Source organism: Enterococcus hirae ATCC 9790, from assembly GCF_000271405.2.
Classification (GTDB): domain Bacteria; phylum Bacillota; class Bacilli; order Lactobacillales; family Enterococcaceae; genus Enterococcus_B; species Enterococcus_B hirae.
This window is the reverse complement of the sequence record NC_018081.1, coordinates 1,285,713-1,308,571: the sequence shown is the minus strand read 5'-3', so window position 1 is coordinate 1,308,571 and position 22,859 is coordinate 1,285,713. Positions and strand designations below refer to the sequence as shown.

Genomic DNA, 22,859 nt, shown 5'->3' with positions numbered 1-22,859 from the left:
CTTTGAACATATGGTAAAGTTAACATAAATAATATTTTTGATGGAAAGGATGTTTCCTATGGAAAACTGTATCTTTTGTAAAATTATTAAGCAAGAAATCCCTAGTTATAAAATCTACGAAGACGAAAAAGTCTATGCATTTTTAGATATATCCCAAGCTACAAAAGGACACACACTAGTTATTCCAAAACAACACGTTTCTGATATTTTTGAATATGACGAAGTACTAGCAGCTGATGTCTTTTCACGTATCCCTAAAATCGCTCGTTCAATTGAAGAAGCTTTTCCTGAGATGCAAGGACTGAATATCTTGAATAATAACCGTGAATTGGCTTATCAATCTGTATTTCATTCACATGTCCATTTGGTCCCTCGCTATAGTAAAGAAGATGATTTTTCGATCCACTTTGGTAACCATCAGTCAGAATATAGTGCGGAAGAATTGCAACAAATTCAACATACCATTGTAAAGCAGGTGAAGAACATTGATTAAAAACTTTTTAAAAGGAATCGTTTTTGGAACGACCGTTGGAGCTATATCTGGATTGTTATTTGCTCCTAGAAGCGGGGACGAAACCAGAAAAAAATTGATCGCTGAACTAGACGAAGCAACGGAATTAACAAATGATTTAAATAACAGTCTTAATAATTTCAAACAAGCATTAGTTGACACAAAAGAAACAGCTAATACTTTGATCCCCGCTTTTCAAGAATCAATGAAAAAAGATATTGAAAATTTTAAATTTCAAGCAGAACCAAGAATTGCACAAATCCAAGAACAAGTTGAAAAATTAACAAATGATTTGCCACAAGACATGCAATAATGCGGAATTTTATAACACTTTTGATTTTAATTTTATTGTTTTTTTAATTTTTAGTTAGGAATGTGATCAAAATTTGAATTTTATTTGAAACTATCACGAGAACGTTTTTATTAATAAATAGATATGGTATAGTTATTATTGTAAGAATAATAATAAATCACAGGAGAGCAATTTTAATGAAAAAGAAAAAATAATTTTAGCTGCAACTAGTGCGCTAGCTGTATTAGCATTAGCTGCTTGTTCAGGTAGTACAAATAAAGACATCGCCACAATGAAAGGCGGAACTATCACGGTTGAAGATTTTTATAATGAAGCAAAACATACGCAAAACAACCAACAATTAGTTCAAAATATGATTATTTACAAAGCCTTTGAAAATAAATATGGCGATAAAGTAACGGATAAAGATGTCAATGCTGAATACAAAAAGAATGAAGAAACTTACGGTGACACCTTTAAATCACAATTAGAAGCAGCTGGTTATACAGAAGACTCATATAAACAAGCACTTAGAAGCAGTTTAGTATTAAAAGCTGGTATAAGTGCTAACGTCAAAGTGACAGAAAAAGATTTAAAAGAAGCTTGGAAAACTTTCCATCCAGAAGTTGAAGCACAAATCATTAAAGTAAGCAGTGAAGATGAAGCAAAAGAAGTGAAAAAATCAGCAGATGATGGAACTGATTTTGCGAAATTGGCAAAAGAAAAATCAACCGATGAAGCAACTAAAAAAGATGGCGGAAAAATCAAATTTGATTCTCAAACGACAGATGTTCCAACTGAAGTGAAAGAAGCAGCCTTCAAATTAAAAGACGGTCAAGTATCTGACGTTATCTCAGCGACAAATACAACTTCATACTCAACAGATTATTATGTTGTAAAAATGGTCAAAAACCAAAATAAAGGCGATGACATGAATAAATACAAGAAACAATTAGAATCAATCGCCCGAGATACAAAAGAAAGTGATCAAGACCTACAAAAAGAAATTATCGCTAAAGTATTAAAAGAAGAAAATGTAAAAGTCACAGATGATGCCTTTAAAAATGTATTAACGCCATTTACTATGGAAACAGCTAATACCAATACATCTGAGTCTAAAACAAAATCAACAAAATCTTCTGAATCTAAAACAACTGAATCAACAAAAACTTCTGAATCATCAACAACTGAATCATCAAGCAAATAAGATGAAAAAAACAGACCTATCCTGGTCTGTTTTTTTGTTGACGCTATAATTTCTAAGAAGGATCGTAATTTCCACCTTATTTTTTATAAAAGATAAGCATAGATTAAAACACCAAAGTAAATGATTGACTTTGATGTTTTTTCGCTACCTATTCACTTTGACAAAGAGCTGTTTTTTAGTAACTGATTCTGGTCATCAGTGTAACGATCGTTGCAAACATAGCAAAAATACAAATAAAGACGCCCGTAGTCGTTAAAGTAATCAAAGCAATCTTGGATTTGTTTCTCAATTTATAAGCCATATACAACAAACATACTGAGAAGAAAATTCCCAATACCCAGAAAAATAGCGGATCTCTTTGAACGCCAAGAGATTGGATATAATGATTCATTAACTATTTTCCCCCTATTAGTAAAACGGTTTCTCATCTGACTACAATCTTACACTATTGTAGATTTTTATCAATAACAAAATAAATTTTCCAATAATAAAGACACGTAGGCTCACAAGTAGTTCGTGTTAGGCTACGTGCCTTTAGTTATCTATAGTTCTTTGGGAACATAGAAACTACGATTTTCCATTCCAAAAATCCGTTCAGTGTATTTTCCAGGTTCTGTTTGACGAATCGACGTCAACATCATTTGCATTGAAGCATCGAGATTATCGATCTGGTGTAAGATTTCTGCTTCCATGATACGTGGTCGAACCGGCGATCCGTATTCTAATAAGCCGTGATGTGCTAAGACCATATGTCTTAATACCAAAACATCTTCATCTGCTTCATTTATTTTCAATGCGATACATGCTCTCGTGATCTCTTCATCTACTAGTACCAAATGCCCCACTAGATTACCCGCTAAAGTATATTCCGTACTCATCGGTCCAGATAATTCAATCACTTTTCCGAGATCGTGTAAAATGATTCCTGCGTATAACAACGATCGATTCAATTCTGGATATTCATCAGCAATCGCTTTACCTAAATGCAACATAGTCAATGTGTGGTAAGCTAATCCACTCGCAAAAGCATGATGATTCCGTTTTGCTGCGGGAAATTCAAAAAATTGCTTTTGATATTTATTTAGTAAATGACGGACAATCCGATTCCAATGAGCATTTGTTATATCAAATAATAATTGATTGATTTCTTCTTCCATTTCTTCTTTTTTCAAAGGAGCCCTTTCCATATAAAAACTAGGATCACTTGGCTCTTCAAGTTTAGTCAATCGCATATGCAAAATCTTTACTTGTGGGTTTCCTTGATAGATTTCCCGCTTCCCACTTAAGAAAAACAACTGTCCCAGCAGTAAACTTGTTGATTTCTTCTTCAGAAGCATCCCAATATTTGCCATCAATCGTTCCAGACGTATCTTGAAAAGTAAATGCAATAAATTTTTTCCGTTTTTCGCAACTCTGACATCAGCATTTTTAATTAAAACAAACAATTCAAATTGTTCATCGACAACTAATTCACGAATTTTTTTCATTCTTTATACATCCTTTAATATATTCACAGATTGTTGAAGCTCCTGATAATAGCTTACCATTTCTTGGTCAGAAGAAAAACAAATAACTTGATAATTTTGACCGAAATCAGCTAACAATTTGGCTAATTGATATTTTCTTTGATGGTCATAATGCAACCAACCGTCATCTATGATGATTGGACAGATCGAACGTTTTGATTCTAACGATAGGTAGGCAAAACGCATGGCCATAATTAGTTGATCTTTCGTTCCTGTAGATAATTCATAAATGGGAAAATCAGTTACACCGTCTGTTAGTGTCAAAGTATCATTTCTCAATAAAATCTCTTGGTAATGATTTTGTGTTAAGACTCCTAAATAGTGACCAGCAGCTTTTAACAATTGTGGTAATTGACGTTCACTCATTTCTGTAGACAGATCCCCTAAAAAAGTCCCAGCGACCATTAGACCGCCCCAATGTTCCATCAGTTGTTGCAGTTGTGCTCTCAATAAACTTTCTTCTTGGTACATCTCATCCAACGTACCATCTTTTTGTAATTCCTCGATTTGGATCTTTAACCGCTGACGTTGTTCGATCAATTGTTTTTCTTCAAACTGATACTGCCGTTGTTTCTCTTGATTATGATACAGTTCAATACTTAATTGCTCCCGTGTCCGTTTTTTTGGAAAAAGTGGCGCGAGAATCTCATCCAACTCTTTTAGTCGTTGAAGTTGTGTTTTTGTTTGTTGCGCTTTTTGCAAATAAGCAGCTACTTCGGATGGATAAGCAAGTCCGACCTGTTCCATCTGTCCGCTATAGTGTTCGATCAAACTTTTTTGTTTCTTTTTCAATTGGTTGATTTCTTGTTTCAATAGTGTATTTTGTTGATAACTTCTAGCGAATTTCAATTGTTCCATTTCTTGGATGAAGTTCGTTAAAAGCACCATTTTTTCAGCGATTCCTTTATCTTGTAACGGTAACCATTCCTTAATCAATTCAAACTGACGATCAATCTGTATCAACTTTTGTTGAATCTTATTTGCTCGTTCTTGTTTCTTGATCAAGCGGCTATACAAGTCTTGATAATCGGATACTTCATGCCCATATTCCTTCATCGCTTCTAAGGTATTCATCGTTCCTAAGTGATGGACCTTTGTAAAATCGAAGGCTTTTTGTTGGATTTTTTGTTGTTCAATCACTAGCTTGTTTTTACTTTGATTAATCTCTTCGATTTGGGCTAACGTATTGTCTAATTGTCCTAGTTTTTCTTGCCACTTACCTTTGATTTCTGATAAATCACTTTTCTGACCATTCAGTGATTTCCTTTCATAAAATGAATACCCCAATGTACCTAAGGCTAATAAAAAGACTCCTAGTTTCCAAGGCATTGGTAGGAAGATCCCCACTACAAAAAAGAATCCGCCGATAATAGCAAACGGTGTTTTGTTCTTTGAACGAACTTCTGAAGGTGCCGACTGTAATAATTCTGGATGTGTGGCTTCTAATTGGTTGATCTCCGCTTCAATCGTCCGCTGCTGCTCTAAGACGATTTCTGATCTGATTGATAATTGATTGACTTGTTCTTTCAACAAACGATTTTCAGAAAACAGTTGCTGCCATTCTTCGGTATGCAAAAATTCTTGTGGCTCTTGTGTCCGTTGCCATTGCCAGCTTTGTTCTAAAATTTTTAATTCTGAATCAATTTCTCGTTCTTCCACTTGGAGTCTTTGCCATTCATTCAGCCAATGTTCGATTTGTGTTTGCTGTTGTTGCAATTCTTTTAGTACTTGCTCTTGTTCCAAATAGAAATAATATCGTGCCGACTGTTGATCCATTCCGCTATGTTTTTCTAAAGTAGCTTCGAGCTCATCTAGGCGTTCCGTCATCTGCTGATAGCGTTTAGTGAATTCCTCTAAGTCTAAAAGCAACTGTTCTTCAGGAACTTGTGGTAAGATATTGGCTTTAAGTGTTTGCCACTCTTCGTATAAAGAATAATTCAGCTCTTGCTGCTTGATCTGAGAAATTTTTTCGTTTATCTCTTGGAGTTTTTTTTGTAGCTCTCTTTGATCTTGACTGTAGGCTTGTTCTTGTCGAACGAGTTCACCGAAAAAAGATTCCTGCTCTTGTTTTTGATGGACTCTTTCTTGAAGGTTCTTCCACTCATTCAATTTCTGATTGATAAGCAGTTTCTGCCCTTTTTTCTTAAAAAGCTGTTGGGCTTGCTGATAATATTCTTGTCTTTTTTGAAAAACATACGAACTACCCGTAATCCCTAATGAGATCAGTGCATCATGTAATTCTTTTTCTCGTAGATGATCTAGTTCAGTTAACTGTTCTTGTTGAAAAGTAAAAACCTGCTGAAATAAATCCTTTGTTAGTGGAGATAGTAATTTCTCTAATAATTCATCACTTCCCTGTTGCTCATTAAAAAGGACTTTAGATTTCCCACGATTTTGCTGTTTGTAACGTTCAACTAGTATTTCTCCATGAACTGGATGTTCTAACCAAATTTTCCCACCATAGGCAGCCCCATCTTTCGGCGTATAGTCTTTTTTCTTCTTTCCTTTTGAAGGGAAGCCAAATAATACAGCCTGAATAAATTGGTAAATCGTTGACTTGCCTGCTTCATTTTCACCGTAGATCAATTGATTTCCAGAAATAAAATCAAATGTTTTTTGTCTCCACTTACCAAATGCAGCTATTTCGATTCGAAGGATTCTCATATACTTTCCTCCTCAAACACAAAATCTTGCTCCAGTATTGCCTTGGCTTTAGTCAAGGTACCTTCCTGATATTCAGGTAAATCATTCATCAAGCGAACCGCATCAGGATGACTGTACATCTCACCTAAAATCTGATGGAAATCTTCACTTACCCGATAAGTTTCAAAGAGTTGGTCAACTAATGTCTGTGAGACCTTCAACGATACTCGATTCATTCTTTCATCTTCCTTAATAGATATACGCCAAATAAGTAAATTTGTAGATAGGTTGGCTATTTTTTCCATTAAATACTCAAGTAATTCGCCAGAATAGATTCGATCAATCACTTCTTGGTTCAAGTGATGATACTCTGTTACCTTTAAATCTAACAACGTCAGTTTTGGATTTCCCATAGTTAACTGCTCTTGAATCACTTGTAACACGTCTTGCGTAGTCAGAGCAGTTTTTAAAGACACGGTCTTACTCTCCCAGTATACTTCTGCGACCTCTAGCGGAATCGTCTGGCATTCACTGGAGGTCAATTCAACCAATAAAACATTTCTAGCTGTCTGCTCTTTTTGGGTATGGCCTTGAGGTGCCCCTGGATAATTCATTGTTTCTTTTTCGTTTAAAGACATTGGCACATGGATATGTCCTAATGCCCAATAATCATAGCCTTTTTCCTGCATTTTAGACGGCTGAAAAGGTGCATAGTTTCCCCGCTGATTGCTCCCTATTTCGCCATGATACAGACCGATATGATAATCCACTGAGTGTCGTAAAGGAAATTCAGTAACTTTATCTCCCTGTATCCACTGGTGTAAATAACTAAACCCGCTGATGGCGACCTTTTCCCCTTTTTTAGATAAAAATGTCTTTGTTTCTACCTCTTCCGAAGTAAATAAATGGACATTTTCGGGAAAAGTAAACCAGTAGCGCTCTGATTGATAATAATCATGATTTCCAAATGTCAAATAGACAGCAATCTCTTTTTCATTCAATCGTTCGATTTGATCAAAAAAATGTTTTTGGATTTTTAATGAAGGACGATTTTGATGGAAGGTGTCTCCCGCAAGTAAAACAAAATCAACTTCATTTATTATAGCCTTGTCTACAATATTTGCTAAAACTTTTAAATTAACCTCTAATAATTTTTCCTGTACCGATTTATCTAAATTTACTAGTCCTTCAAAAGAGCGATCGATATGTAAATCAGCTGCATGGATGAATTTAACCATCGAGTGTCCTCCTTTTTACTCAAGATGAATTTATGCCTTATCCGGCTTTATTTGAATAATTTTTATAAAATAGGTACTGCTTTATAAAATTATATGCCCTTTTATCATACCATTTTCATTGCTTTTTTTCATCAAAAACCGAAAATTTGTTCGCATTCACTCGAATAGATTACTCCGACCAATTCTCCCCTTGCTTTATGCCTAACTTTTTTGTATTTTATGGTAAAAGTAGAAGCATGAGGATTATTTACTCCTTTTTCTCTAAAAGTATAGAAAAAGAAAATGGGGAATTAACACACTGTCTTTTGATATGTAGCGTAACTTGTATTTCCAGCTGTCTATCTTTAATCTGTTTGCAAATTTCAGTGCAATTTTTTTACTTGGCAGCCTCACTTCGTCAAACAACCTGTTAACTATATTTAATTTTGTCACCTTTTATCTTTTACTAAAAACCAGCTAAATAGGAGGAATGCCTCGCTTTTCTATCTTCATTGTTTTAATATACCTTTGTTTGTAAAAAAGCTAGGAACAATCCCAAATACGATTATTCCTAACTTTTTATTTTTCTTAATTTAAGCAAACAAAAAAGCAGATGAACTAAATTCATCTGCTTTTCACCATTTGCGTGGCGACGTCCTACTCTCACAAGGGGCAACCCCTCACTACAATCGGCGCTAAGAAGCTTAACTTCTGTGTTCGGCATGGTTACAGGTGTATCCTTCTCGCTATCGCCACCACACTGTGGTGTTATCATTATTGAGTTTGCTTTTGCTCACTCAAAACTGGATTTGAAGTATTTCGTAAACTCTACCGAGTTTTTTTCTTTACCAATGTGGTTAAGTCCTCGATCGATTAGTATCAGTCCGCTCCATACATCACTGTACTTCCACTCCTGACCTATCTACCTGATCATCTCTCAGGGATCTTACTTTCTTAAAGAAATGGGAAATCTCATCTTGAGGTGGGCTTCACACTTAGATGCTTTCAGCGTTTATCCCTTCCCTACATAGCTACCCAGCAATGCCCTTGGCAGAACAACTGGTACACCAGCGGTAAGTCCATCCCGGTCCTCTCGTACTAAGGACAGCTCCTCTCAAATTTCCAACGCCCGCGACGGATAGGGACCGAACTGTCTCACGACGTTCTGAACCCAGCTCGCGTGCCGCTTTAATGGGCGAACAGCCCAACCCTTGGGACCGACTACAGCCCCAGGATGCGACGAGCCGACATCGAGGTGCCAAACCTCCCCGTCGATGTGGACTCTTGGGGGAGATAAGCCTGTTATCCCCAGGGTAGCTTTTATCCGTTGAGCGATGGCCCTTCCATGCGGAACCACCGGATCACTAAGCCCGACTTTCGTCCCTGCTCGACTTGTTGGTCTCGCAGTCAAGCTCCCTTCTGCCTTTACACTCTTCGAATGATTTCCAACCATTCTGAGGGAACCTTTGGGCGCCTCCGTTACCTTTTAGGAGGCGACCGCCCCAGTCAAACTGCCCATCTGACACTGTCTCCCACCACGATCAGTGGTGCGGGTTAGAGTGGCCATAACGCAGGGGTAGTATCCCACCAGCGCCTCCATCGAAACTAGCGTTCCGATTTCTACGGCTCCTACCTATCCTGTACATGCGGTACAGACACTCAATATCAAACTACAGTAAAGCTCCATGGGGTCTTTCCGTCCTGTCGCGGGTAACCTGCATCTTCACAGGTACTAAAATTTCACCGAGTCTCTCGTTGAGACAGTGCCCAAATCGTTACGCCTTTCGTGCGGGTCGGAACTTACCCGACAAGGAATTTCGCTACCTTAGGACCGTTATAGTTACGGCCGCCGTTTACTGGGGCTTCAATTCGTACCTTCGCATACGCTAAGCACTCCTCTTAACCTTCCAGCACCGGGCAGGCGTCAGCCCCTATACTTCATCTTACGATTTTGCAGAGACCTGTGTTTTTGATAAACAGTCGCTTGGGCCTATTCACTGCGGCTGATCTTAGATCAGCACCCCTTCTCCCGAAGTTACGGGGTCATTTTGCCGAGTTCCTTAACGAGAGTTCTCTCGCTCACCTTAGGATTCTCTCCTCGACTACCTGTGTCGGTTTGCGGTACGGGTCGTTGTTTTCTCACTAGAAGCTTTTCTCGGCAGTGTGACATCAGGAACTTCGGTACTATTATTTCCCTCCCCATCACAGCTTGTCCGTACAGACAGAAGCATTTGACTCCTATCAAGACTTACTGCTTAGACAGACATTTCCAATCGTCTGCATTCCTTAGCCTCCTGCGTCCCTCCATTGCTCAAACAAAAACAACGAGTACAGGAATATCAACCTGTTGTCCATCGCCTACGCCTGTCGGCCTCGGCTTAGGTCCCGACTAACCCTGGGCGGACGAGCCTTCCCCAGGAAACCTTAGTCATTCGGTGGACAGGATTCTCACCTGTCTTTCGCTACTCATACCGGCATTCTCACTTCTAAGCGCTCCAGCAGTCCTCACGATCTGCCTTCAACGCCCTTAGAACGCTCTCCTACCAATACACCTAAAGGTGTACTCCACAGCTTCGGTAATATGTTTAGCCCCGGTACATTTTCGGCGCAGGGTCACTCGACTAGTGAGCTATTACGCACTCTTTAAATGGTGGCTGCTTCTAAGCCAACATCCTAGTTGTCTGTGCAACCCCACATCCTTTTCCACTTAACATATATTTTGGGACCTTAGCTGGTGGTCTGGGCTGTTTCCCTTTCGACTATGGATCTTATCACTCACAGTCTGACTCCCGGATATGAATGAATGGCATTCGGAGTTTATCTGAATTCGGTAACCCGAGATGGGCCCCTAGTCCAAACAGTGCTCTACCTCCATCATTCTCAATTCCGAGGCTAGCCCTAAAGCTATTTCGGAGAGAACCAGCTATCTCCAAGTTCGTTTGGAATTTCTCCGCTACCCACACCTCATCCCCGCACTTTTCAACGTACGTGGGTTCGGTCCTCCAGTGCGTTTTACCGCACCTTCAACCTGGACATGGGTAGATCACATGGTTTCGGGTCTACGACTACATACTCAAACGCCCTATTCAGACTCGCTTTCGCTGCGGCTCCGTCTCTTCAACTTAACCTCGCATGCAATCGTAACTCGCCGGTTCATTCTACAAAAGGCACGCCATCACCCATTAACGGGCTTTGACTTGTTGTAGGCACACGGTTTCAGGTTCTATTTCACTCCCCTTCCGGGGTGCTTTTCACCTTTCCCTCACGGTACTGGTTCACTATCGGTCACTAGGGAGTATTTAGCCTTGGGAGATGGTCCTCCCGGATTCCGACGGAATTCCTCGTGTTCCGCCGTACTCAGGATCCTCCTAGGTGCCTTCCAAATTTCATCTACGGGGTTTTTACCCTCTTTGACTGACTTTTCCAAGTCATTCGACTATCTGAAAGAACTACCATATTGGAGTCCTACAACCCCAATGAGCAAGCTCATTGGTTTGGGCTTTTCCCGTTTCGCTCGCCGCTACTCAGGGAATCGAATTTTCTTTCTCTTCCTGCAGGTACTTAGATGTTTCAGTTCTCTGCGTCTACCTCGAATGCGCTATGTATTCACGCAAACGTAACATCCTATAAAAGATGCTGGGTTCCCCCATTCGGAAATCTCTGGATCATAGCTTACGTACAGCTCCCCAAAGCATATCGGTGTTAGTCCCGTCCTTCATCGGCTCCTAGTGCCAAGGCATCCACCGTGCGCCCTTATTCACTTAACCTTATCAACCTTACGGTTGGGTTTTGATCTTTCTTCTAGCGATAGAAGTCCGATCAAGAAAATAAGCAATTGAACTTATTAAAAAACTCTATCCAGCTCACAAATCAGCCTCTTCGGCAAAAAGATCGACCGTCTAATGAAATCAAGATTTCATTGCCGTCCGCCTATTTTGCTTGAGGCTAAACGATTTGTTTAGCTTTCAAATTCAACGCGGTGTTCTCGGTTTGTATTACTAATTTACTTCAAATATCCAGTTTTCAATGAACAAAAATATATCTTTGAGAGTAAACCTCTCAAAACTGAACAAAGTGAAAAACAAACAGTGTAGTCTCCGTAATATTCCTTAGAAAGGAGGTGATCCAGCCGCACCTTCCGATACGGCTACCTTGTTACGACTTCACCCCAATCATCTATCCCACCTTAGGCGGCTGGCTCCAAAAGGTTACCTCACCGACTTCGGGTGTTACAAACTCTCGTGGTGTGACGGGCGGTGTGTACAAGGCCCGGGAACGTATTCACCGCGGCGTGCTGATCCGCGATTACTAGCGATTCCGGCTTCATGTAGGCGAGTTGCAGCCTACAATCCGAACTGAGAGAAGCTTTAAGAGATTAGCTTAGCCTCGCGACTTTGCGACTCGTTGTACTTCCCATTGTAGCACGTGTGTAGCCCAGGTCATAAGGGGCATGATGATTTGACGTCATCCCCACCTTCCTCCGGTTTGTCACCGGCAGTCTTGCTAGAGTGCCCAACTAAATGATGGCAACTAACAATAAGGGTTGCGCTCGTTGCGGGACTTAACCCAACATCTCACGACACGAGCTGACGACAACCATGCACCACCTGTCACTTTGCCCCCGAAGGGGAAGCTCTATCTCTAGAGTGGTCAAAGGATGTCAAGACCTGGTAAGGTTCTTCGCGTTGCTTCGAATTAAACCACATGCTCCACCGCTTGTGCGGGCCCCCGTCAATTCCTTTGAGTTTCAACCTTGCGGTCGTACTCCCCAGGCGGAGTGCTTAATGCGTTAGCTGCAGCACTGAAGGGCGGAAACCCTCCAACACTTAGCACTCATCGTTTACGGCGTGGACTACCAGGGTATCTAATCCTGTTKGCTCCCACGCTTTCGAGCCTCAGCGTCAGTTACAGACCCAGAGAGCCGCCTTCGCCACTGGTGTTCCTCCATATATCTACGCATTTCACCGCTACACATGGAATTCCACTCTCCTCTTCTGCACTCAAGTCTCCCAGTTTCCAATGACCTCCCCGGTTGAGCCGGGGGCTTTCACATCAGACTTAAGAAACCGCCTGCGCTCGCTTTACGCCCAATAAATCCGGACAACGCTTGCCACCTACGTATTACCGCGGCTGCTGGCACGTAGTTAGCCGTGGCTTTCTGGTTAGATACCGTCAAGGGATGAACAGTTACTCTCATCCTTGTTCTTCTCTAACAACAGAGTTTTACGATCCGAAAACCTTCTTCACTCACGCGGCGTTGCTCGGTCAGACTTTCGTCCATTGCCGAAGATTCCCTACTGCTGCCTCCCGTAGGAGTTTGGGCCGTGTCTCAGTCCCAATGTGGCCGATCACCCTCTCAGGTCGGCTATGCATCGTCGCCTTGGTGAGCCGTTACCTCACCAACTAGCTAATGCACCGCGGGTCCATCCATCAGCGACACCCGAAAGCGCCTTTCAAATCGAAACCATGCGGTTTCGATTGTTATACGGTATTAGCACCTGTTTCCAAGTGTTATCCCCTTCTGATGGGCAGGTTACCCACGTGTTACTCACCCGTTCGCCACTCCTCTTTTTCCGGTGGAGCAAGCTCCGGTGGAAAAAGAAGCGTTCGACTTGCATGTATTAGGCACGCCGCCAGCGTTCGTCCTGAGCCAGGATCAAACTCTCATAAAAAGTTCGAACAATCTTGCGATTGTTAAGCTCAATTGTTTGCTAGCATATTGCTTGCTTGTTAAAAATGTTTGTTGTCTTGAATCAATCAAGACGCCCTACACATTTGGTTTGTCTTTGCTTTGTTCAGTTTTCAAAGGTCTACTTGATTAAAAGCTAATCATTTGAGATTGCCGTAGCAACTTTTATATCATATCAAAGTGACGTTTGTTTGTCAACTCTTTTTTAAAAGTTTTTTCGACTTCGTTTTTCAGAAGTGTTTCAGCAACTCATTTATCATAACTCGTCATTTGTTATTTGTCAACAACTTTTTTGAAGTTTTTTTCGATAGAATCAAGCTTCGTAAGCTGTCGCTTTTTAACGACTTAGTTATCTTATCACCTTAAAAAGTAAATGTCAATGAATTTTTCTAAATAAATTCCACGATCTTTTTCTCTTTTTCAGCAACGTCAATTACTTTACCATAAAAAAAGAATGGTCAAGCTAAAAATTAATTTTAGCAGCACCTTACTTTATTTCTCTCTATTGGTCTAACCTACTTTAGTTGCCTATCTTCTTATTTAGACTCATCGGTACTTCAGACGATTACTGCAATGGCTAGCTATTTTCATGCTCAATCATCAAATATCTCTCATATCTTACTTTCGATACCGCACACCTTTATAAATAGCTAATGGCAAGATCACAAAAAGAAACAAGAGAAGAATATCGATCAGATATTGGTCGCTAAAAACATTTGTTAATGGCTGATTTGTAGTTAAAGAATAAAATGCGGGTAGCAAAATAATCGTGAAAAGATACGAGCCACTGATTTCCCAAAAATCTTTCCAAGAAAATTTTTTGTGTTTCATCGCTCCACCTCCTTGCTTTATATGAGAGAAATTCACTACTTGAATAGACATTTCTACGCTTCTATAATAGACAAAATCAGCTATTATAGCTAGGTTAACAATAATTATTTATTAAACAATGAAAAATAAGCTAATTTTCTATGAGTTATCCCCGTCTGATTTCTTCATACTAAAAAAGCAACGCAAAACAATTTTGTTTTACGTTGCTTTTGCTTGTTCTGGCTAAATTATTTTCTACAACGTTAATTATTCGCTGTATAAATCTCTAACTGGTGTCATGATGATGCGATTCAAGTCATTGATGATCGTGCTAAATTGTTGTTCTTTTTGCATCAAATCATTGATCACTTCTTCTGATTGAATTTTCATTGCCATTTCTTGCGCTTTCATTGCATCTTCATCGCTAAATTCTTGCCCGCTCATTTGTTTTTCTTGCAATTCGATTTGCATCGCTTGGAAATCTTTGAATAGACGATGTGCTTCTTCATTTGCTTTAACTTTTGCATAGGCTTCTTCTAAAGCTTTGAATTCTTGCAATTCGCGAATCTCGCGTTCGATTTGATTTGCGCTATCATAAATATTTGACATAGTTAGCCTCTTTTCTATAGATCGTTTAGTTTTATTGTACCATTTGTTTATCGTTTTTCATAGGATTACTGTCCTTGATATTTCCGCCAGAGATCTTTCGCAGCTTCACCTAAACCTCTTACGCCTTCTTTTACCATATCACCGATATTTTTCAGCCCATCTTTAGCTTGTTCCCCGTATTTATTCAGATTTTCTTTCCATTGTTCTGAGTTCTCATTGGTTTGCGTATTATTATTGACTTGATCAGCAGGGACTACTTTTCCGCCAGTCGCATATGCATCTGCTACTGGGAAAGGCTCTTGCTCGGTATAAGGAAGAATGCCTTCTGCGGCCGATTTGAAGACTTTACCAACCACATTCCCACTTGTTCCTGCTAAATAATGCAATTCACTAGACTCTTCATATCCCATCCAAGTTGAAATCACGACATTAGGTGTATAGCCAACAATCCATTGATCGTTAGCTTTGGTAGGATCAAAATTGGTTTCAGTCGTTCCTGTTTTCCCTGCGACTGTGTAACCAGCCGGTTTAGCTGCAACGGCCGTCCCATTAGAAAAAGTCCCAAGCAGCATTGAAGTCATTTGATTAGCTGTTTCTTCTGAAATGACTTGTTTAGGTTTTTCATTGATCTTATCAACAATTACTGCACCCGTTGAATCCACGATTTTAGTAATCAGATGTGGTTTATACATTTTACCAGCGTTAGCAAATGCACTGTAAGCTCCAGCCATCGTTAACGGCGAAACTCCCTTAGCTAAACCACCTAATGCTAAACCATAATACTTATCTGATTTCGATAGAGGCAATCCAAATTCTTCTGCTTTATCATAACCTTTTTGAAGACCGATTTCATGAAGCAACCATACAGCAGGAAGATTCAAACTTTCAGCAACCGCCTGATACATCGGTACTTCACCACGGTACGTTCCGTCGTAATTATGAGCTTTATAATAAGATAATGGTTCATCTTTCAAAATACTTGCTGGGGTGTATCCCGCTTCTAACGCTGGTGCATACACACTCAATGGTTTGATCGTTGAGCCAGGAGAACGTTTCATTTGTGTTGCAAAACTAAATCCTCGGAAAACATGTTCCCCACGTCGCCCTACCAGCGCCTCAACTCCACCAGTTTTAGGATCTAATGCGACTGATGCGGATTGAACCATCGCCCCATCCGCAGCATTTGCCGGAAATAGTGCATTGTTTTGATACGTTGTTTCTAATTGTTTTTGATAATTTTGATCAAGTGATGTATAGATTTTGTATCCTTTGTTCATCACATCTTCTTCATCTAAACCATAATCATTGACTGCTTCATCAATCACGGCATCAAAGTAATAAGGATAGCGATAGCCTGATTCCGAATTATCATACGTATCTTTCACGTATTGTTTGATATCCACTTTGCTTTCCGTTTGGTATTGTTGTTTCGTGATCTTGCCGTTTTCTTCCATGACACTCAATACGGTGTTTTTTCGATTGTTTGCATTTTCTGGATGATCGATCGGATTATAGATACCCGGACCTTTAAGCATCCCAGCTAACGTTGCCGCTTCTGCTAAATTAACCTGATTAGCATCTACCCCAAAGTATTTCCTTGAAGCATCTTGTACGCCCCATACCCCATTTCCAAAATAAGCATTGTTGAGATACATGGTCAAAATCTCTTCTTTGCTGTATTTCTTTTCAATTTCAATGGCTAAAAATAATTCTTTTGCTTTACGGTCAAAAGTTTGATCAAGTGTCAAATAAGCATTTTTAGCTAATTGTTGGGTAATTGTACTCCCACCTCCACCAGAAGTGCCACCTGAAAGGACCATCCGAACTGCTGCCCGAGCGATCCCTTTGATATCAAATCCATGATGCTGATAAAAATTGCGATCTTCAGTTGAGATAACCGCATTTTGGATATCTGGAGAGATTGCATTCAATTCCACATAAGTCCCTTTTTGAGCATAAAGGGTGCCTGCTTCTTCATTCTTTTTATCATAGATAACGGTAGACTGACTTAGCCCCGATTTTAATGTGGAGACATTTGCCTGTTTTGCTAAAATAAAAAGATAGATACTGACGATCAATACACAGATCAAGCCAATCAATAGGATCAGTTTATTGATATGATACTTTTTCCATATACGTTTTCGCCATCGATGGAATCGCCCTAAATAAGGTTTAATCCAATGCCAAAAACTGATCAAAGCAGCTTTTATTTTACTTAAAATGCTTTGAAAATCCATTTATTCTTCTCCTGTCTATTTGATTGAATCGCCTTATTCTACCACAGGTACGTTCTTCATTCTTCCTGCTTGAGATGTAGGCAAACTGTTTTTTTAAGTTTTGACGATAGTTTAGCATAAGAAGTATCAGAAATTAGTCACTTTTTTCTTAAATAAGTTTTAAAAATGGTACAATAGAGCTGCATTTTTGCTAAAAGGAGTATTTTTATGGAAATCACGATCACGTTACCTGACACTCAGCCAACAACCACCATTCGAGAATTATTAGAACAAGAATGGCTCGTTCCAAGAAAAGTCCGCCACTTTTTACGTATAAGAAAAAATGTGTGGATCAATCAAGAACCTGCCTTGTTTCATTTTGAAGTCCACGCTGGTGATCATATTACGTTACGTTTTGAAGAAACTGATTATCAATACCAAGAAGTCCAATTGGGTAAAGCTTCCTTTGTCCAACCATTATATGAAGACGATCATTTACTCATTGTCAATAAACCCGCCGGCATGAAAACTCATCCGAATGAACCAACCGAAAATGATACTTTATTGAATCACTTAGCTGCGTATTTAAAGAAAAAAGAGCAACGCCCTTATGTCGTGCATCGATTGGACAAAGAAACAAGTGGTGCAATTTTATTTGCTAAAAATCCCTTTGTTTTACCTATCCTAGGCAGAATGTTGGAACAAAAGAAGATTTATCGACGATACCAAGCACTTGTCTGGGGAACAATCAAAGAGGATTTGATTTTAAAAGATAAAATCGGTCGTGATCGGCACGATCGCAGAAAACGGGTGGTAGATCCTTATAAAGGTCAAACGGCTCTCACACATGTTTCCGTTGATCAAGTATTGAATGGTCAGACTCAGGTTTACTGTGTCTTGGAAACCGGACGTACCCATCAAATCAGGGTCCATCTCTCTCACATTGGTCATCCCATCGTCGGGGATCCACTTTACCAAACACGGCCTGCGAACCGTCTCATGCTCCATGCGTTAGAATTACACATGTCTCATCCTTTCACGCAAGAAACCATTGTAGCAAAAGCCCTCCCTGGTTTATGGTAAAGACACTATTGTGAGGAGCGATCCACTACTGATCACAATCAAAAAACGGCTAGGGATACACCTCTAGCCGTTTTTTATTACTATATATAGAATATATACACCTTATTGCTTACCATGTTCTTTTTCTGCTAAAAGCAAGCTGCCAATAATTCCACTCTCATTCGGCAGACCCCAGCGTACAATGTACTCATCTACTTGTGGCGTTTCCATGTACCCACCCATTAACTCAACGAATTGTTGTCGAATTTTATGCAACAAATGGTCTTGATTCATCACTCCGCCACCTAAAATGATTTTTTCAGGAGCTAACGTCAACGTATAATTGATCAATGCTTGAGCAATATAATAGGCTTGGATGTCCCATATTGGATGATCTTGAGGAAGTTCTTGGCCTTTGATTCCAGTTCGTGCCTCAATTGAAGGTCCAGCCGCTAACCCCTCCAAACAATCTTTGTGGTAAGGACATGTTCCTTCATAGGTATCCTCTGGATGACGTTTTACCCATATATGCCCCATTTCTGGGTGGGCAAGTCCAGAAAAAATATCTCCTTCAAGGACCACACCGGCACCGATCCCTGTACCGACAGTCAAATAAATACAACTCTTTTTCCCTTGTGCGGCTCCTTTTAGCAATTCGCCGTAAGCTGCTGCATTCACATCTGTCGTCCAAGCCATCGGAATCCCGTAACGTTCTTGGATGCTGCCTAAAAAATTGTAGTTTCCCCATCCAGGTTTAGGTGTTGCCAAAACATACCCATAATTATCGGCATTTTTATCAATACCGATCGGACCAAACGAACCGATCCCTAACGCCTCTAGTTCATATTGATCAAAAAAATCAAATACTTGCTTTAGTGTTTTTTCAGGTGTAGTTGTAGGAATACTTACTCTTTCTACGATAACGCCTTCATTTGAAACGGCACAGATGAATTTTGTTCCCCCTGCTTCTATTCCACCATACATTGCTTATTCCTCCTCGAATCCGATTGTCCGAATTTCATAAGGTCTAACGGTCGGAGCAATCGTTTGCTCAACTGTTTCTTCTAGCAGATTCAATAATTCCCCTTGTTTCCCATTTTTAGTGATTTGTAATGGTGAATCAAGACCGGACAGATTAAACCCACGCACCACTACTTTATCACTAAATTTACTTCGTTTCAAAGCAGTAATTGCAAACGTTTCCCCTTCGCAAGTTAAATAGCTGTTTTCAGCTGGCAAGGTTCCTGTTTGAATCGCCATTTGCGTGGTAGAAAAAGGAATCTGTGCGCTATAAGCATGATGGTAACTAGCAAATTTTTCTTCTGGCTGATGCACTTCGATACTGTAGTTAAAGCAATGTACCCCATGACATTGGGCTTCTGGTGTTGGAAAATATCCCCAATCTCCTAATTCCCCTACACAACGTAGTAAAGTCACCGCAATCACACTGTCATCGATCACTTCATATTCATTTAATCCATAATTGCCAACTGTTACGCCATAATCGTTTCCTTCTAAATGAACGAACGCCTGTTGATGCTGTGGATTTGTTGGATTTTCCCAACTACTTGATACATCATTGGGACGGGTAACCACTTCAAAAATACTATCAGCTTGATGTTGTTTCACATGTAACTTTGTTGGGAACAACACACGTAAGCGATGATCATCCATTTGATTATTCACTTTTGTTTCAAAGTCGATTTTTTTGCTGTCTTTTCTTAAAGTGATAACAGTTGTTACTTCTAACACACGCTTTTCTTTTGAACGACCTGCTTTACGGTGACGAAACTCAATGACCATCTGTTGTTCTTTTGCTAAACGTTCATCCGCAGCTACTGGGATCAATAATTCCTGGGTAACTTTTACTTGTGCTAATTCACTCGTATCAGTTACGACTTCTACGGTACTTTGATCAATTTCCTTTGATAAAATAGGTTGGTCATTTTCAGGCTGTTTGAAGATATATTCATTTCCAATATCCCCAACATCTTCGAATGTCAATAATTCATCTAGTTGTTTGCCCGTTGATTTGTCTTTCAACGTCAAGGTGCCATTCGATTTGATCTCTAGCCGAACTTGTTGATTTTCTAATACTCGTCCATCGTTTTGGATCATCGTCTCTTTTTCTTCTTTAGCTTTTCCTTCTATTAATACATACGTGTTCCAAGAAAAAGCTGGCATTTCGCTCACTGGTAAAGTGACCGTGATTTTTCTCGCCATGTAAGGAATCCTAAACCGATCTTTTGGCAGATCATAATCAAACGTCACAAATGTTTCTGATAGTGATGCAGGGACTTCTTCACCATTGGATGTTTCTACATGATAGCTTTTTGGTGGTTGCTTTTCTAATTCTTCATATAATTTCTCAGGTATTCCTTCTGCAAAACATTTTCTTTCTAACTCAATCGTTATTTCTGCTTCACCAGTCTTTGCTGATCCAGCCGTGTTCATAACTAAGAAAGGATAGCTTTTTGCTGGTAAGCTGCTAGTGTCGATCGCTTGGGCAAGTTGTTTGATCGCTTCTTCTGCTAAATACTTCCCTACTTCATCTGCTTTTTCAAAACGTGTCATCATTTCTCGATGGACAGAATCAACCGAACACCCGCAAATACTGTCATGTGGATGATTTTGCATCAACGTTTTCCACGCATAATCTAATTGATCATGGGGGTATTTACCAGTAACTTCATAAGCCATCGTTGCTAATGGCTCAGCAATATTTTCAATTTGTCTTTGAACTTTAGTATTCCATTGTTTTAAATAGACACGTGCTGAAGCAGTATTCGCTAACGTATACCAGCCATCTGTTTCCTGACTGGTCAACTCTCCCTCAACGGAACCAAGTTCTTCTGGCAAGTCCTTTTGCACCGCTGCAAGATAATCGACAAAATTGGAATGGATAAATTCATACTCTGGATATAATTCATTCGCTAATTTGATTGCTGCTGTTACATCCTTTTGAACCGGTTGATGATCCACTCCATTCATCATCAACAGATGATCGGTTGATGCGTATTGCTCTGCATCTGCCAGCTTTTGGTCCCAAAAGGCTCTTGCTTTCTCTTTTTCAGCCGGGATCTCATTTCCATTACTGTACCAATTGGCAAACAGTAACCCAAAGATTTCTGTGCTATCTGGTCCTTTCCACCACATTTCAGAATATTGAGAAGAATAATTTTCTGCTTCCAAGACTTGATTATCAAAGCCAATTGGTTTTACGCCTCGTCCAAAAGCAGCAGCTGAAAGTCCTGCTTGTTTCATCATTTGTGGTGTTTGCCCCATATTTCCAAAAGTATCCGGGAAATAACCGAGCATCACAGGCGTTCCCCACTTCTTACTTTCTTCCATTCCAATCAACATATTACGGACATTCGCTTCTGAACTGATCAAGAAATCATCTTGTAAAATATAAAAAGGACCGATCCTTAATTTACCCGCATCAATTGCTCGTTGCACCGCTTCTTTCTTTTCTGGACGTACTTGTAAATAATCATCTAAGATAATCGTTTGTCCATCTAAATGGAAACTATTGAAATCTGGATCGGTTTCAAATAATTCCAAAAGATCATCCATCAATTCGACTAAACGCATATGATGCTGTTCATAAGCCATGTACCATTCACGATCCCAATGACTGTGTGAAATGATATATACTTTCTTTTTCATTTTATTCCTCCTATTTCGCTACTCGAATATCAAAGTAATCCATCACTAATTCACAAAACATCATGTTCGCCCAAGAGAACCATTCTCTGGTGTAGTTGTTTGGATCATCGACATCAAACCCCTCGTGCATCAAATGTGTACCAGCATCTGTCGCAACTAATAAATCTAAAATCCGCTTTTTCTCTTCTTTATCTTCAGTGGTCATCCCTTCCATCGCTAATGCAATCGGCCAGATGTAATTTTCTGGAGTGTGAGATGATCCGATCCCTTTTGCATATTTCCCTTCATAGAAGTAAGGGTTCTCTTTACTTAGTAACGTTTTTCTCGTTGCCAAATATTGTTCATCTGTGGTAGAACAGTAACCTAAATACGGAGCAGCAATCAAATTAGGTACATTACTGTCATCCATAATAGAAGCGTTTCCTAATCCATCAACTTCATAAGCATAGATGGTTTCTCCTTGTTGGTTTTTAGTCAACGCATGGTCTTCGATTCCTTTTTGGATATCTTCTTTTAAACGTTTGGCTTCTTCAAGGATTGCTTTACTACTTGTTTCTTCCGTGAGAATGTTCGTAAAGATTTCTTCAATATAACCCAGCACTACTACAGCAAACATATTTGAAGGAACGAGGTAGCCATATTGACACGCATCATCGCTTGGACGAAAACCAGACCAAGTCATTCCAGTTGGTGCAACTGTACTTCCACGCCCGTCGTTGACTAAGGTATCTTCTTTCCTCGTCGTATCTCTTTCGAAAGTATAAGGAGATTGATTGTGATCTTGTTCGGTTTTGAAGACATGTAAGGCTTTTTTGATTCCTTCAACAAACGAATCATTCAATTGGTCCGTTCGACCAGTGTTCTTATATAATAAGTAAGCTAATTGGATAGGATAACATAAGGAATCGATTTCATATTTACGCTCCCAGATCCAATCATTCATTTCAGTATGGTCACTTTGATGCCCCGCTCCATTTGCTTCTTCATTGAATGCGTTTGCATATGGATCGATGTTGATATATTCAAATTGTTTTTTGACAAGCCCACTAATCATCGAAGCTAAGTCTTCATCTTCTTTTGCAATGACTAAATATGGACGGACTTGAGCGGTGGAGTCACGCAACCACATCGCTGGAATATCACCAGTTAATAAGAAAGTCGTCCCGTCTTCATGCCTTTTGACTGTCGTTAACAATGTATTAGCAAAGGCAGCAGAGAAATTCGTTGCCCAATCTGCATGCTCTTCCCCACATTTTGCAGTAATTTCATCCATAAACTGTTGAACTGACTTCGGTATATCTTTATATGCCATTTATTTTCCTCTTTTCTTTATTGATATATCATAAGAGGATTATATCTCGTCGCTTTGCAATTGTCTACGCTTTCAAAATGAGATTTTTCTTATTTA

12 protein-coding genes, 3 rRNA genes and 2 pseudogenes are annotated in these 22,859 nt (G+C 39.7%); 4 read left to right on the top strand and 13 right to left on the bottom strand.

What is annotated here, in order from left to right; genetic code table 11:
* Positions 1 to 58: 58 nt before the first annotated feature.
* The 3 genes from EHR_RS06245 (at position 59) to EHR_RS06235 (ending at position 2,010) form a co-directional block, all read left to right on the top strand.
* Positions 59 to 493 (top strand): HIT family protein, encoded by a 435-nt coding sequence (locus EHR_RS06245; RefSeq protein ID WP_010720905.1) that lies wholly within the window; start codon positions 59 to 61, stop codon positions 491 to 493.
* Positions 486 to 824: a YtxH domain-containing protein gene (locus EHR_RS06240; RefSeq protein WP_010737067.1), complete on the top strand. Its 339-nt coding sequence runs from the start codon at positions 486 to 488 to the stop codon at positions 822 to 824. Before EHR_RS06245 ends, EHR_RS06240 begins: the two co-directional genes overlap by 8 nt.
* A 121-nt stretch (positions 825 to 945) precedes the next feature.
* Positions 946 to 2,010 (top strand): peptidylprolyl isomerase, encoded by a 1,065-nt coding sequence (locus EHR_RS06235; protein WP_052312482.1) that lies wholly within the window; start codon positions 946 to 948, stop codon positions 2,008 to 2,010.
* A 175-nt stretch (positions 2,011 to 2,185) separates the two neighbouring features.
* Here EHR_RS06235 and EHR_RS06230 read toward each other — a convergent pair whose 3' ends face one another.
* The 10 genes and pseudogenes from EHR_RS06230 to EHR_RS06185 form a co-directional block, all read right to left on the bottom strand.
* Entirely contained in the window at positions 2,186 to 2,401 is a 216-nt protein-coding gene (locus tag EHR_RS06230) for a hypothetical protein (protein ID WP_010720908.1), read from the bottom strand.
* Between the two features lie 151 nt (positions 2,402 to 2,552).
* Positions 2,553 to 3,497, bottom strand: a pseudogene (locus tag EHR_RS06225) (3'-5' exoribonuclease YhaM family protein).
* A pseudogene (locus tag EHR_RS06220) lies at positions 3,481 to 6,200 on the bottom strand (ATP-binding protein). Before EHR_RS06220 ends, EHR_RS06225 begins: the two co-directional pseudogenes overlap by 17 nt.
* On the bottom strand, positions 6,197 to 7,417 hold the full coding sequence (locus EHR_RS06215) for a metallophosphoesterase family protein (RefSeq protein WP_010737063.1): 1,221 nt from the start codon (positions 7,415 to 7,417) through the stop codon (positions 6,197 to 6,199). Before EHR_RS06215 ends, EHR_RS06220 begins: the two are co-directional and overlap by 4 nt.
* A 623-nt stretch (positions 7,418 to 8,040) precedes the next feature.
* A 5S ribosomal RNA gene (gene rrf / locus EHR_RS06210) occupies positions 8,041 to 8,156 on the bottom strand.
* 93 nt (positions 8,157 to 8,249) lie between these two features.
* Positions 8,250 to 11,163, bottom strand: a 23S ribosomal RNA gene (locus EHR_RS06205).
* Between the two features lie 346 nt (positions 11,164 to 11,509).
* Positions 11,510 to 13,068, bottom strand: a 16S ribosomal RNA gene (locus tag EHR_RS06200).
* Together the 16S, 23S and 5S rRNA genes form the textbook arrangement of a ribosomal RNA operon.
* Before the next feature lie 635 nt (positions 13,069 to 13,703).
* The gene (locus EHR_RS06195) at positions 13,704 to 13,916 is read right to left on the bottom strand and encodes a hypothetical protein (RefSeq protein ID WP_010720912.1); all 213 of its coding nucleotides are present in this window, start codon (positions 13,914 to 13,916) and stop codon (positions 13,704 to 13,706) included.
* 246 nt (positions 13,917 to 14,162) lie between these two features.
* Positions 14,163 to 14,504, bottom strand: coding sequence for a YlbF/YmcA family competence regulator (locus EHR_RS06190; RefSeq protein WP_010720913.1), 342 nt, complete (start codon positions 14,502 to 14,504; stop codon positions 14,163 to 14,165).
* A 65-nt stretch (positions 14,505 to 14,569) separates the two neighbouring features.
* Positions 14,570 to 16,741, bottom strand: coding sequence for a PBP1A family penicillin-binding protein (locus EHR_RS06185; RefSeq protein ID WP_010737062.1), 2,172 nt, complete (start codon positions 16,739 to 16,741; stop codon positions 14,570 to 14,572).
* A 207-nt stretch (positions 16,742 to 16,948) separates the two neighbouring features.
* On the opposite strand from EHR_RS06185, the gene EHR_RS06180 reads away from it, so the two are divergent.
* Positions 16,949 to 17,803, top strand: coding sequence for an RluA family pseudouridine synthase (locus EHR_RS06180; RefSeq protein ID WP_010737061.1), 855 nt, complete (start codon positions 16,949 to 16,951; stop codon positions 17,801 to 17,803).
* Positions 17,804 to 17,905: 102 nt separating this feature from the next.
* On the opposite strand, the gene EHR_RS06175 is transcribed toward EHR_RS06180, so the two are convergent.
* The 3 genes from EHR_RS06175 to EHR_RS06165 are packed head-to-tail and all read right to left on the bottom strand — an operon-like array spanning position 17,906 to position 22,763.
* Positions 17,906 to 18,766 carry an ROK family protein gene (locus EHR_RS06175; protein ID WP_010737060.1) on the bottom strand — a complete coding sequence of 287 codons (861 nt, stop codon included), beginning with the start codon at positions 18,764 to 18,766 and terminating at the stop codon, positions 17,906 to 17,908.
* 3 nt (positions 18,767 to 18,769) lie between these two features.
* Entirely contained in the window at positions 18,770 to 21,451 is a 2,682-nt protein-coding gene (locus EHR_RS06170) for an alpha-mannosidase (RefSeq protein WP_010737059.1), read from the bottom strand.
* A 10-nt stretch (positions 21,452 to 21,461) separates the two neighbouring features.
* On the bottom strand, positions 21,462 to 22,763 hold the full coding sequence (locus EHR_RS06165) for a glycoside hydrolase family 125 protein (RefSeq protein WP_010737058.1): 1,302 nt from the start codon (positions 22,761 to 22,763) through the stop codon (positions 21,462 to 21,464).
* Positions 22,764 to 22,859: the final 96 nt, after the last annotated feature.

Excerpts from the sequence above, each read along its gene's own strand:
- EHR_RS06245 (WP_010720905.1), top strand. The coding sequence starts at position 59 with ATGGAAAACTGTATCTTTTGTAAAATTATTAAGCAAGAAATCCCTAGT.
- EHR_RS06230 (WP_010720908.1), bottom strand. The coding sequence starts at position 2,401 with ATGAATCATTATATCCAATCTCTTGGCGTTCAAAGAGATCCGCTATTT.
- EHR_RS06215 (WP_010737063.1), bottom strand. The coding sequence starts at position 7,417 with ATGGTTAAATTCATCCATGCAGCTGATTTACATATCGATCGCTCTTTT.
- EHR_RS06195 (WP_010720912.1), bottom strand. The coding sequence starts at position 13,916 with ATGAAACACAAAAAATTTTCTTGGAAAGATTTTTGGGAAATCAGTGGC.
- EHR_RS06190 (WP_010720913.1), bottom strand. The coding sequence starts at position 14,504 with ATGTCAAATATTTATGATAGCGCAAATCAAATCGAACGCGAGATTCGC.
- EHR_RS06185 (WP_010737062.1), bottom strand. The coding sequence starts at position 16,741 with ATGGATTTTCAAAGCATTTTAAGTAAAATAAAAGCTGCTTTGATCAGT.
- EHR_RS06180 (WP_010737061.1), top strand. The coding sequence starts at position 16,949 with ATGGAAATCACGATCACGTTACCTGACACTCAGCCAACAACCACCATT.
- EHR_RS06175 (WP_010737060.1), bottom strand. The coding sequence starts at position 18,766 with ATGTATGGTGGAATAGAAGCAGGGGGAACAAAATTCATCTGTGCCGTT.
- EHR_RS06170 (WP_010737059.1), bottom strand. The coding sequence starts at position 21,451 with ATGAAAAAGAAAGTATATATCATTTCACACAGTCATTGGGATCGTGAA.
- EHR_RS06165 (WP_010737058.1), bottom strand. The coding sequence starts at position 22,763 with ATGGCATATAAAGATATACCGAAGTCAGTTCAACAGTTTATGGATGAA.